The 13,094-nt window shown below is 36.8% G+C and carries 13 protein-coding genes; 1 reads left to right on the plus strand and 12 read right to left on the minus strand.

The features are described 5' to 3' along the window. Positions 1-74 precede the first annotated feature (74 nt). The 12 genes from ABVM49_RS13000 to ABVM49_RS13055 form a co-directional block, all read right to left on the minus strand. Positions 75-794, minus strand: coding sequence for a LytR/AlgR family response regulator transcription factor (locus ABVM49_RS13000; RefSeq protein ID WP_405203682.1), 720 nt, complete (start codon positions 792-794; stop codon positions 75-77). Positions 795-832: 38 nt separating this feature from the next. Next, a complete protein-coding gene (locus tag ABVM49_RS13005) occupies positions 833-1,150 on the minus strand; it encodes an Hpt domain-containing protein (protein ID WP_405202300.1) in 318 nt (105 codons plus the stop codon). After that, positions 1,151-2,182, minus strand: coding sequence for an ATP-binding protein (locus ABVM49_RS13010; RefSeq protein ID WP_405202301.1), 1,032 nt, complete (start codon positions 2,180-2,182; stop codon positions 1,151-1,153). Next, entirely contained in the window at positions 2,183-3,313 is a 1,131-nt protein-coding gene (locus ABVM49_RS13015) for an FIST signal transduction protein (protein ID WP_405202303.1), read from the minus strand. 4 nt (positions 3,314-3,317) lie between these two features. Beyond that, entirely contained in the window at positions 3,318-5,291 is a 1,974-nt protein-coding gene (locus tag ABVM49_RS13020; protein WP_405202305.1) for a PAS domain S-box protein, read from the minus strand. Then, positions 5,284-5,826 carry a heme NO-binding domain-containing protein gene (locus ABVM49_RS13025; protein ID WP_405202306.1) on the minus strand — a complete coding sequence of 181 codons (543 nt, stop codon included), beginning with the start codon at positions 5,824-5,826 and terminating at the stop codon, positions 5,284-5,286. The genes ABVM49_RS13020 and ABVM49_RS13025 overlap by 8 nt, the downstream gene beginning before the upstream one ends. Beyond that, positions 5,826-6,242 carry a response regulator gene (locus ABVM49_RS13030; protein ID WP_405202308.1) on the minus strand — a complete coding sequence of 139 codons (417 nt, stop codon included), beginning with the start codon at positions 6,240-6,242 and terminating at the stop codon, positions 5,826-5,828. The genes ABVM49_RS13025 and ABVM49_RS13030 overlap by 1 nt, the downstream gene beginning before the upstream one ends. A 278-nt stretch (positions 6,243-6,520) precedes the next feature. Further along, a complete protein-coding gene (locus ABVM49_RS13035) occupies positions 6,521-6,871 on the minus strand; it encodes a DUF6686 family protein (protein ID WP_405202309.1) in 351 nt (116 codons plus the stop codon). A gap of 11 nt (positions 6,872-6,882) precedes the next feature. Next, positions 6,883-9,078, minus strand: a complete 2,196-nt coding sequence (locus ABVM49_RS13040; RefSeq protein WP_405202310.1) for a PepSY domain-containing protein — start codon at positions 9,076-9,078, stop codon at positions 6,883-6,885. A 7-nt stretch (positions 9,079-9,085) separates the two neighbouring features. Beyond that, on the minus strand, positions 9,086-9,571 hold the full coding sequence (locus ABVM49_RS13045; protein WP_298351139.1) for a DUF2271 domain-containing protein: 486 nt from the start codon (positions 9,569-9,571) through the stop codon (positions 9,086-9,088). Then, positions 9,571-11,070, minus strand: coding sequence for an ankyrin repeat domain-containing protein (locus tag ABVM49_RS13050; RefSeq protein ID WP_405202312.1), 1,500 nt, complete (start codon positions 11,068-11,070; stop codon positions 9,571-9,573). The genes ABVM49_RS13045 and ABVM49_RS13050 overlap by 1 nt, the downstream gene beginning before the upstream one ends. Before the next feature lie 2 nt (positions 11,071-11,072). Further along, on the minus strand, positions 11,073-11,978 hold the full coding sequence (locus tag ABVM49_RS13055; RefSeq protein ID WP_405202313.1) for a DUF6607 family protein: 906 nt from the start codon (positions 11,976-11,978) through the stop codon (positions 11,073-11,075). Between the two features lie 343 nt (positions 11,979-12,321). On the opposite strand from ABVM49_RS13055, the gene ABVM49_RS13060 reads away from it, so the two are divergent. Continuing rightward, positions 12,322-12,585 carry a hypothetical protein gene (locus ABVM49_RS13060; protein ID WP_405202314.1) on the plus strand — a complete coding sequence of 88 codons (264 nt, stop codon included), beginning with the start codon at positions 12,322-12,324 and terminating at the stop codon, positions 12,583-12,585. Positions 12,586-13,094 lie beyond the last annotated feature (509 nt).

Below are 13,094 nucleotides of genomic sequence, written 5' to 3' on the forward strand. Positions count from 1 at the left end.
TTTTTAATTTTCGATAGCACTAGTCGTGATATCGACGAGTGGTAGTTTTCTGTAGACGAATGGAAATACTTAAATTACAACAAGTTAAGTCGCTTCATAAGTTCTGGTCTATTAGAACGACTTATAGGGATTACATCTCTTGCTATAAGGACGCTATTATCCTCAATATCAACTATTTTCTTAATATTAATGATGTAAGAGCGATGTACTTTTAAGAATAAGCTGTCTGGCAGTTTTTCTTCTATCTTTTTAAGTGTAGAGTGTACTGTATAATTCTTCCCTTCGGTTTTTATGAGTACGTAGTCACCTTTGGCTTCTACAAGAAAGATTTTATCAAACTCAATCTTTATGAGACGCCTGTCTATATTAACATACATCTCCTTTTCTGACTGCTCCTGCTTAGTTTCTTGTACGACAGGAGCTGCTTTTTGAACTACAGGTGGTTTAAAGCTTTCTACCTTTTGCATTGCCTTAAGGAATCTAGGTAATGTAATAGGTTTTACTAGGTAATCTACAATACAATCGTACTCAAAAGCCTCTATAGCAAAGTCACGGTCTGAAGTGGTGAGAACGATCTTTGGCGGATTTTTAAGCGAGTCTATAAAGTCAAAACCCGTAAAATCTGGCATATGTATATCCAAGAATATAAGATCGACCTCGTTTTTATTTAAAAACTTAATCGCTTGCATCGCGTTTGGGAAGTCATCTACTACAGTAAGGTTATCTACTTGATTACATAAATGCGAGACTATAGTTCTCGCAGCAGTTTCATCATCTACAATTATACAATTCAACATATGAGGCATTTAGTATTGTATATGCAATTTACAGATTATAAATCTTTTATAAAATCTATGACGCTATTTAAGATGTCTTTAAATGCTTGTTCCAGGCGTGTGTTATTTTCTTTGAGTTCGGCTTCATAAGTGATGGCAAGTTCGTACCCATCTACGAGCCCTACTATGCCTAGTTTGTGCTTGATTTTATGTACGTTTTCTGCCGCTTTCGCGAAAGCGGAATTCTTCATATTCTCTTTATACTCTGCGATCTCTACAGGAAGCTCCGCTTGTACCACCCCGATGAGTACTTTTTCAAAAGATGCGTCTCCACCTGAAAGTTCTTGTATGTAGCTTAGATTAGGCTTTTCCATTTATGTAGTATATGGTAATGTAAAATAAAAAGTTGTACCCACTCCTTCTTCGCTCTCGAGCCAGATCTTACCACCGTAAAAGCTTACAATCTTTTTTACTATGGAGAGCCCTATGCCGGTACCTGAAGTATCACTATCTAATTTTTGGAAAATCTGAAAAATTTTCTCAAAGTAGGCTTTGTTGATACCCTTACCATTATCTGCTATTCTAAATCTGGGAGCCCCAGCGACAATCTCGCAACTTACGGTGACCTTACCTTCTGGTTTATCCATATTTGCAATGGCATTACCTACGAGGTTTTGAAATAATTGCTGGATTTTTACCTTATCTGCCACGATAGTAGGTAGTTTTTTTATAATTACCTCAACATTACTAGGTACAGCTTGTAGATTTAACACATCATCTAGTAATACATTAAGATCTATCTCTCGCTCTTTACGTAAGTCCTTGTCTATAGAGGAGTAGCTCAATATACCAGAGATGAGGGCGTCCATCTTTTCTAGATGTGATACAATGAGTTTTATTTGCTCTTTACCATCATCACCTAGTGCCTCTTCATAATCTTCTTGTAGCCAGCTTATGAGAGCTTCTATACTGCGCAGTGGTGATTTTAAGTCGTGAGAAACGATATGAGCATAATCATTAAGTTCTTGATTTTGTAATGCAAGTTCTTGTAATAACAACTCTTGATTTTCATTAACCCGTATAAGCTCTTCTGCTTGCTCACTTATGTACTCTGCTAGGTTTCTCTCCTCTGCATTCTCATCAATATTATCTGGATTTGCTTTATGAATTACAGCTTGTAACCTATCTAGTAATGACTTTTGTTGAGTTGTTTCTTGTCTTAATAATTTATTTGCCTCAAAAAGCTCTTCTGAACTAAGCATCATTGCTCTCTGGGTCATTTTGAACTGATTTTCAAGGGTATCGTATGAACCACTTACTGCCTCTAAAAAAACATCAAGATCTTCTCTATCCTTAAGATCATCAGGTAGATATTTACGTAATTGTCTTTTTAAAAGAGGGTTCATCTATTCGCTTATTAAAGTGATAGTCATTGTCTGGTTATGCAATTTACAACTATGCTCACCATAAAATGGTGCAATCTCACCATAAGAATACATACCGGCTATGGTGGTATCATTACCTATCACGCTCATTACTTCATCTACCTCTTCTTCTACACGCTGGTCTAGTACGAGTTTACGCCCTATGCAACTTATAAGTAGCGCAAGCTCTGGAGGTGTTTTTCTTCCTTCCATCGCTCTACTTGCTGCAGTCTCTGATGCAACGGCTATGTTATCCATATTAGTCATCATAAGTTGTACTGTAGCCTTCTCCAGTACATCACCAGCAAGTATCATCGCATTTTGCTCCTCATCTATATTAAGTATTGTGCGCACAAAAGATTGTTCATTTTCCTCACTTTTCACATTAAGCGGATATATAAGTGCAGATCCAGGTAACTCCGCTGCTTTATCTCCCAAGTATCTCTTGTATAAATCTAAAGCCGGTTTACCATCTATTTCATAAAGAACGTTTCCTTCAGACTTAGTAATAAGTCGCTCTGGTCCAAAAGGTGTCCAACCACCATAGATTGAAAAGGAGGCTTCAAATGTTTCTCCATAAAAACCTATAACTATAATCTCACCCTCTTTGGGTTGCTGGTTATATGAAGCAAGCGTTCTCTCAAAACGAGCATCATCACCACAAAGACCTCCAGTGATAAGAACATCTGGTGCGGCCTCTTGCATTCCTTTTGTAAGTGCAGATCCATTTACAGAGCTACCTTCAGAAATTACAAAAATGTGCTTAAGCCCCTCTTTACTAAGCTTATCTACCACAGTTCTTCCCGCTTGCTCACTATCATTATGAGCTTCTATAATAGATGTTGTTTGTACTTCAAATCGCGTCTTTTCAAACTCAATTGCTGTAATTGTAATGTGCTCATCATTTACCGCACCAGCAACAATCTCACCACTAGAAGAACCAAAAATGAGGTGGCCATCTGGAAACAGTGATCGTACTTCTTCATAAATAGCAGCATCCTCAAGCAAATACCTGTTACCAAAAACGAGAACCAAAGGCGATTTTAACAAAACATTTTCAGACAGGTACTGCCATTCTTTATCTTTTTGTCGCTGTAACTGTACTGTTTTCATATTATTATTTTTTTAATGTAAAGAAAAATGTTGTTCCTTCTCCAGGAGTACTTTCTAACCAGATTTTACCAGAATAAAGATCTACTATTTTCTTAACTATAGATAAACCTATACCTGTAGAATCTTTGTGTTTGTTAAGTGATTGGAAAATTTCAAATATTTTATCGTGGTATTCCTTTTCGATACCTATTCCATTATCAGATACAGAGAATGTATTATACACTTTACCTTGCTCACATCCTATTTTTATAATGCCCATCTCTTTATCTGAGTAGCGTATGGCATTACTCATTAAGTTCTGAAAGAGTTGTTGTATACGTACCCTATCTGCCTTAATGATAGGTAAGGTGTCTTCTCGCTCTATACGTATATTATCAGGGATGTGGAGTAACTTTTCTATATCATCTATTACTCCAGAGACAGATACATCTTCCTCCTCTTTATCATCTGATGAGACACTTGAGTATTCTAATACATCAGATATAAGTTGCTCCATCTTTTCCAGGGTCGTACCCATTAAGTCTAGATTTTCTAAACTGTCGCTAGATAGCACATCTACATTATCTTCTTTTACCCAAGTTAATAGGGCATCAAGACTGCGTAATGGAGACTTTAAATCGTGAGAAACCACGTGTGCATATTCTTGCAACTCGTGATTACTAGAAGCTAGCTTTTGTAATAAACTCTCTTTTTGTAATTCAAGTTCTTTAATGGCTGTAATATCAAGATGGATACCTATCGAACCTATAATGTTCCCACTTACATCGTAATTTGGAGCGCCACTGATAAGCCAGTGTCTCTTTTCTCCTTGTTTTGTAATAGCAACCACTTCATATGAGTTTGAAGTACCTTTAAGGCGCTTTTTATTTTCTTCTAAAAGTCTTTGTTGTGATTCTTTATCTAATAGTATATCTCGACCTCTTTTGCCTAGAAGCTCTTGTTCTTCATATCCAGACATTTCTTCGAGACTTTGGTTTACCATAAGTATCTTGTCATTAGTATCTACCTCAACAAGACCCAGTTCCATATTTGCAATAATGCTACTATACTTAGCTCTTTCTGCCTCAATATTTTTTCTAAACCTTCTATGAAGTGTTACATCCCTGTAAGTGGTAAGGTGACCTTTGTAAATGCCTTCTTCATAGATGGGTATAAAATCTCTTTCTAGTATCCTACCATCTTTGAGTTGTAACTCATCACCTACCACTTGCTCTTTAAGTTTAATAAGTGTGTTAATTCTAGTTACAAAACGCTCTTCATTCTCAAAAAGGTGTTTGTATCGCTCTGCTGCATTTGTACAATCTTGACCTATGAGCTCAGCAGGAGTAATAGCTAGACTAAAGAAGTCACAAAAACGCTCATTTGCAATAACTACTTTTCTGTTTTCGTCTTCTAGTAATATCCCGCTCTCAAGATTTGAGATCACTGCAGATAGTCTGTTTTCAGAATTAATGAGTTTTTGTTCTGCTGCTTTCTGTTGTGTAATATCCCTTACAATTCCTTGCGCGGCTATAGGTTGTTTGTTTTCGTCGTATACAATACTAGCATTAAGCTCTAGAAGGATTGTGTTACCGTGTGCAACAATGCGTATATTAAAACCAGTAAGAGAGCCCGTTTTATATAACTTTTGAAAACCACTAGCAGCCTTTTCATAATCATCTGGATGAAGCGTATCCATTAGATTTTTTTTATCCTCGATAGTAAAATCTAATAAAGCTTCTGCTGCTTCATTCATTTTTAAGACATCGCCCAGTAAGTTAGTCACCACATAGGCATCTACTATATTTTCAAAAACACCTTTAAGCTCAGATGTTTTTTCTTGAACAAGTCTTTCAAGCTGAATGTTTGCTTTTTGAAGTTCTTGGCTTTTGTAAAAAAGCTCTCGTGACTTATCCTCAAGTATACGCTCAGCCTCTTTACGGGCTGCTTTTTCACGAGCGAGCGCTCGTTCATACATTTTTAATTTATCTTCACTCATTAGTCGTTATACTAAACTTAACTTCAGTTCCCTGATCATTAAGTTTCTCGACTAAGATAGTAGCTTTTTGATTAAAATGCTCAAAAGTTTTATTCATTAATCCTTTTCCAAAAGAGTGCATTGCTCTACTAGATGTATAAATCATTACCAGCTCATTTTCAGTCTGTTTAACGATTTCAAAGGTAGGTAGCTCTGCGTCTGGATATATTTTTATCACCTCTACGTGTATATGATTTTCTATAGATGCAAGCATCTGTAAAGGATCTGTAAACTGAAGTAAAAACTCTGGATAACTTCTCTTTACTACACTAAAAAAGTGCTCTCCATAAACTAATAATAAGTCGTCTATAGCGATACCTGTTTCTTTATTGAGATTGGTGAGTAAGCTTACCATTTCTGCAAAGCTGTAAGTTCCTACAGCAGTATAAACACCATTTGAAGGGAGATCGGAATTAGATAATATGGTATCAACCATTTCTAGTCCAAACTTATCTTCTACAAGATCTAAAAATTCTGTAAATACGATTCCTTTCATTATGCTTTTATTAGTTCGTTCTGACTCCAGTAATTAAGTGTGCGTTCTATTTTCTGAACGTAATCATCATATTTAAGTGGCTTTAAGATATAACCAGCAACTCCGTGCTTATAGCACTCTAGCACATCTTTTCTGTTACTTGATGTAGTAAGAATAATGGTAGGTAGATATCTAAGTACCTCATCTTCTTTTAATATTTTTAAGAATTCAATGCCATTTATACGTGGCATATTGAGGTCTAAAAATATGATATCTGGAACCACATTTTCATCCTTAAGAATAGCAAGCGCTTCTTCTCCATTTTTTGCTTCTATGAGGTCATGTTGCATCTTGAGCTTCTTTATCGCTCTCTTAAGCTTCATAACTTCAATAGCATCGTCCTCTATTAAAAGAACTTTTAATTTTTTTGACCCCAAACCATTATTTTTAAATGTGAACAAATATGGAAATTAAAAATCAATCCCTTAGTAAAAATTAGTTGAACACATATTTTACTGTCGACGGATGGTAGATAAGTGTCGACGAGTGGTAAAAAAGGGTGTTTTTTACGCTTTCGCGAAAGCAAAATGATATTTTATACTAGTATTTAGTCTCATAGCGATACGACTGGCTGACTGCTAACCACTTAGCAATTTTATTTTTAATTACAAAATATAAACTTGTAATATATTATAGATTTTATGCCTTCGCTCTATTAATTCAAAAAAGAGGTATAGTCTATCTCGTAGGGTTTAAGAAAACGGTTTGTTTTGGTCTTAACTTTTAATAAGTCCTTAAGTGCGTTGAGCTCACTTTGATTAAAAACCATTGCCAGATTTTGTTGCATAGACTGTATAGGTATCTTACGCTTGAGCAATGCACGCTGGCAAGAAGCTTCCCAATATGCAACATCAATCTCAAAAACAAACGTGGTAAACGCCTTAAACTCTCTAGGAGTAAACTGAAGGTATATATTATTAAAATAGAGATGATATACCTTACACCCCTTGCAGTATGAGAGCTCTCCTTCTATATTTTTTGAAAGTGTTTTGAGATTTGTACACATAAGCATTGTTTTTAATAGCAATCTGTTTTTAGCTGTCCAGACTCCTTAAGGCTTGCAATATCTGTTGTGCCATATTGTGCAAGCGTTTCTTCTAGAAGGTCAAGTACATCGTTTTGCATCGCCAGCGATCCACATATCATTATGACACCCTTATCCTCTATCACTTTAAGCAGTACGTCGCGACGTATTCTTAAAGCATCTTGCACATACTGCTTGTCCCCCTCTCTGGAGTAGCTTTTATAAAATTGTACACGCGGGTTTGTTGCATACTTTTCTAAGAGGTAATCGTCATAAAGCGCAGTAGATGCCCCTGTACGACTCCCCCAAAACACGTAAAACTCCGTAGGTGCTTTTGTATCTAGCATCCCTATAAAAGGTGCGATACCAGTACCATTTGCAATCATTACCACTTGTCTAGCTTTTTTAGGTAAGTGAAAGTGGCTATTATGATTTATACTCGCTTTAATAATAGAACCCTCATTAAGACTGTATAAATAAGAAGACCCTTTACCCATACTGTGCTTTTTTACACTTAAAACTATGGTGTCTCCTACCCTAGCAATGGAGTACTGTCTAGCGACTGTTGTATCTGGTGGAATGATTTCAAGTAAATCTCCAGATGTAAATGAGGTCTTTTTTACAGGCTGTAAGGTAATAATGAAGGTTTCATCTACATTTATTTCAGTTCTTTTAAGGACTTTGAAGTCTTGTAAAGCGGCTGCCTTTTTTACTTTTTTCTTAGTGTCTAGCGGTAATGTTACACCTATATATTTTCCATATTGTGCGCCCCATTCTTTTACTTGAGCCACATCTCCATTATTAATTTTATGTAACGGTAGCTGGGGTACAAAACCGGGTTGAGCCTGTAAAAGTCCATCTACTTGTATGGCAAACTTACAGTAGTCTGGATACTCACGTGAGCCAAAACCTACCACAGCATAGGCAATCTCGTTGGGTTGTGATATGGTTTTAAATTTTTCAATAAACTTTCTGGCATTTGTAGGTGCCTCACCTTCTCCATATGTAGATGTAAAAATGATGATGTGTTGCGCTTTCGCGAAAGCGGAATACGAGTTAAGCATCGTCATAAACACATTTTTACCGCCAGCAGTAAGATCTTGATACAGGGCGCGTGCATATGAATGACTTGTACCCGTCTCCGAACCTACAAGAATGATATACTCACAGTCATCCTTATCTGGCATTTTGAGCGTTCTCCCCTTCTTTGACAGTCGTTTTATACTCATTACACAACCCGAGTACATAAAATATAAAATAGAAATACTAGCCAGTAGTAGTACGATAGACCATAAAACGGTTCCTTCTCCGGTATGTAATACCCAACTTATCTTAGATACAGCTTCTATAAATGGATATGTAGTACTCCTTACAATCTCACCAGTAGCTTGATTTACATAAACCTCTTTATCTCTAAGTGCAATCTCATAATACTCCTCTGGATCACTAGAAAATGGAAAAGCGACCTCACGCACGTCACTGAGCATTGTTTCTTTAAAAAAGGGTATCTCAGTAACACGATCATACCTCACAGCATTATCTTGAGGAGTGTACTCCACTAGTTCTGTTTCTGGAGAAGGTATTAATTCAAACTTTTCGGCAGAGAGATAGACGCCTGTAAAAGCAATTATGATTATGGGGATGATAAACCACCTACTAAGCACAACGTGATATCGTAACTCTGGGTAATCTTTATGTACTCTGGTAAATATCTTTCTTAAACCACCTTGTCGCTGTATAAGCAATAGAAAACCTGTAAGAGCTATAGCGAGTAATAATAGTGCTATTATACCTACAAAGACACGTCCTAGGGTTTTTAAAAACAGTGATCTGTGCAAGTTAGTCGCAAAGCTATAGATGGCTGGGCGCTCTTGTACAATGGCAAGGGTTTCACCCGTAAGCGCGTCAATGTAGACATCTTGCGTCTCCATCTCTGAGGTAAGCACAGCCGCTTTTACAAATCCGGCAGTGGTTACCTCTAGCGCAAAAACCTCATCATAGTTTTCTTTAACTACACCTATTGTAGTGCCTAGTGATATGCTATCTAACTCGCGTACATCATATCCTTTTGCTTGATGAGCAATAGGTTCTACCGCAAGTATAACACCCGTTATAGCTGCGACAAGTAAAAATAAAGATGAAACTAAGGCTAGTACAAAGTGACTATATCGCCAGATAGATAGGGTCATAGGTGTCTTACTGAGGTAACATTCTTACGTAGCGTATAAAACCTTTACCTTCTTTCTTGGCTTTCAGGTTTTCTGAAGTAAGCTCAAATTGAATATCATCCTCATAATATTCTTGATCTTCTACAGAGGTTTCAAAACGTAAACTATAACCTTGATCAATTTTATCTTCTGGTATTTGTAATACAGTTACTGTGCGCTCACCACCACTTATGGTAGCCCCAGAAATTGCATCTATATTAGGGCGGCGCTTCCCATAAAATTGCCACCAGGCAGTAATCTCACTATACCACTCGCTGTCTTTACCTTGCACATAAAGTGTCTCTTGATACGCACCGGTAGGATCTAGAAGCGATACTACAAGGTAGGCTCCTTCTCCACTATAGTTAGTCATCTGGATAAGGCACTTTACAGGTTTTGTAGTCGCTGTGGTAAACGCACTTAATAAAAGCCCCGTGAGTAACAGGGCTGGTATGATTTTATAGATACTTTTCATTATTTTAAAAATGTTAGAGGGATGTTATTTTGCTGTAATAGTTCGTTTTCGGTAGCGAGGTCTAGTACAGACTCTTCAAAATCTGTTTTTACTGTGTGATCTGCGCCACTAGCTATGAGTAACTTCATAAGACGGTCGTCTTTTGCCTTCATTGCTGCAATGTGAAGTGCGGTAAGTCCTTCACTGTTTTTTGCATTAATGGCTGGTTTATATGCGAGAAGCTGCTTTACAAGGTTTACATCATTTTTTAAAACTGCAAGATGTAATGGTGTATTTCCTTCGGCTTGTGTAGTGGTTAGTGAGACGCCTTTGGTATCTAATAGAGCCAGTTTAGCTTCAAAAGCTTTTGAATTTCTAGCGCTATAAGATTGTACAAGGTATGATGCTAGTGAGTTACCGGCTTTATCTTTCGCGAAAGCGTCACCACCATTATCTAGTATATATTGTACAACGCTTATATCATTACCACTTACAGCAAGCATAAGAGGTGTTTGCCCCTTATCATTTACTGTATTGATATCTGTAAGTTGCTTTTCGAGTAACTGCACGATTGCGAGATTATTTCTGGCAGCAGCATTGTGAAAGGCGGTTGTACCACTTTTATCTTTCTGATTTACATCTACGCCTGCATTTATAAAGAAATTAAAAATAGCTGCGTCTTTGTTGCTATACGCAAGACGGTGTAAAGGTGTTGTACCTTGTTTTGTAACCACATTTGCCTCAAGACCTAGCGATTGTAAATACTCATAAACGGCTAGCGAGTTACTGTAACCACGACCACCTTGAGCTGCAAACATAAATGCGTTACCTCCATCACTTGCTAGCTCTTTATAAGCCACGCCACGTGCTACAAGGATTTTAAGAAAATCAATATTTCCTTTTTTTGCGGCATAGTTAAAAATGCCATTCCCCTTAATATCTGTAGCATTTATGTCAAAACCTTTATTTAAAAAATAATCAAGATCTTCATCTGTTTTTAATGATGGTGCTGCAAGTAAAAGTAAGTTTACACCTGTATCACTTTTTTGAGCGGTGAGGTTTACGCCTGCATCTTCAAAAGCATCAATGATGGCTGGATTAACCTGCCCAGCATTAATCCCGAAAGCTAGCGGAGTAAAACTATGGCTATCTAGTGCTGTTGTACTAGACCCCTCGTTAAGTAAATAGGTTACAGTCGCTACATCACCCGCATATGCAGCCCAGTGTAAATAGATACGGCTGTCGTGTGTCTTTTTTGCTACGTCATTACCTGGCTGTGCCAGGAGATATTTAATTACAGCTACATCTTTCTTTTCAAGTAGTGCATACACCGTAGCATCAAAGGCGTTTGCATTGAGCATTGCTGGGTCGTTACCTTCTTTTATTTTTTGTGCGACGGTACTTACTGTGACATCACCTTTCCAAAAATCTCTATTTAGAAAAATGTTATCATTTTGTGCGTTTACTAGCGTACTTGCTAGAAGAATAGCCAGTAGTAATATGTTATGTGCTCTTTTCATAATTATTCTTTTACAAATGATTCTATAAGTTGGTTTATACTTTCTTGATCTTCATATCCTTCGCCAAAAAGGTGCTTGTATAATACTTTATTATCTACTTTTTGCTCTAGGTGTAGGTCTTTGTTCTTATTGTAAACTTCATCCCATTTAGCACGCACAAGCGCCCATTTTTCTTTGTTATCTACCCACCACTGTGCAGCGGCAGCACATTTACTATCATCTACACGCTTGTAGGTGTTGTATCCTTTTTCTTTGGCTATTACTTGATCTTCTTGATTTGCGGTGCGCACTACTTTACTATTATCTTGATCGTGTACCCATCCATAAGGAGTGATCTCTTGGCGATTACCACGTACCGTTAGGTTATAGTCACTTCTAGTAGTATACTCTCGCCTAGGTAAAGGTGCATTTGCGGTATTCTCCCAGTAGCTCTTACCATCTACGTGTACCCAGGTTGCAGAGCCTTCGTAACGCGGACTATCATCTACTTGATACACCTTTTGTGTCCACTGTCCAGCTACCTCATCTGCACTTTTACTCTCATAAGTCCATACATTATCTGCATTGTATGAGTAGAGGTTTGTGATTTCATAAAGCCAGTTTTGTCTCCAGTGCTTTACAATCATAGGTTGTTCTGGACTTCCTACTTGTAATAAGTGTTGTATCTCAATTTGATCCCCCTTATCTGTAACGAGTTGCGCCCACTCTAGTCCTTTGCTTACCTTATTTTTTGAAGGCTTATATAATGAGTCATTACTATAATTAAAGGTCTCTGCAAAGTTAAAAGTCACTTCAAAGCAGCCGCACATCTTCTTTATGGCTTCTTTATCGAGCTCCTTCTTATTAGTCTGTGCTGTGGTTTGTAATCCTATACTTATTATAAGTAGGGTAAATAAAATCCTTTTCATCTGATAGGGATGTTGTTAAGTAATTTGTGGTGTAAAAATAGTTATTTTTATTAAATCTAAATAACAATAATTACTTAATCTATTTACTATTAAGAGTCAATCTAAATAAAATGAATCTTAAGACTCTAGCAATAAGGTGAGTACTTCTTATAACCTCAGAAACACTTTTTCTCAAGAGCAACCAGAGGCTGTAACACCAGAAGAACTAGAAGATGTGATCCTCACAGCTACTTGTACAAAACTACAGTTATCTTCCCTCCCACTAATCACACTCTTTATTAGGCGCTGGGCGGAGTTATGAATATTATTACAAAAGCCACGATCAGAACAGCTAGATGGTGATGTGTCCTATCGCATAGGCTCAAATAACACACAAGATGTGCAAGCCAGCATCAAGCAGGGGTTTGAAAAATTGAGATATGCCCTGTTTGCAAACCGAAACTCTAGCAATGGTTATGATCTCACACCAGAAAATGAAGGACAGACAGTAAATCCATTTGTAAACTACACTGTAAAAGGTCGTGTGTATTATAACTTTAGTTACAAGCTTTCATTGTCTGGCTCTGCTAGATTATACGATCAAGAGCAGGAAGCTGCCTTACGGTAAATAATGTAGGCTACGAGGGTGATACAGACGAGCGCGAGTATAACACCCATCTCAAATTAGACCAAAAATTTGATTACCCACTCACCAGTAACTATGAAATTTACTACACAAATTATCAAGCGAGGGAATTGCTACTAATATTATAGGTCATTTTTAACTCAAAATGTAAACAAATCAATTATTATACAAGTATAATGTTATAAAGCAGAATTACTTTTATTAACAGTTTTGTTTAATCACGCTTTCGCGAAAGCGTAATTATATAAATCAGAGTTAACAATCTCATTACTTTATACTTGTGAAATTCTGTGAAATGTTAATTCCTTAAGGTAAAGTGTTAATTTATTTATTTTAATAGTATTTAGTCTTGCTTTTACTAAAGCAAATAATTAATTTTCCTACATATTAAACTTGTATAAATCAATATTCTACAACCAATTTTGTACAAGTAAAAGTTCTTAATTACACAGATGCCAAACACTAGTCTTAAACAAAACTAGCGGTAGGTA

This window comes from Dokdonia sp. LLG6352-1 (assembly GCF_045055815.1).
In the GTDB taxonomy this organism is placed as follows: domain Bacteria; phylum Bacteroidota; class Bacteroidia; order Flavobacteriales; family Flavobacteriaceae; genus Dokdonia; species Dokdonia donghaensis.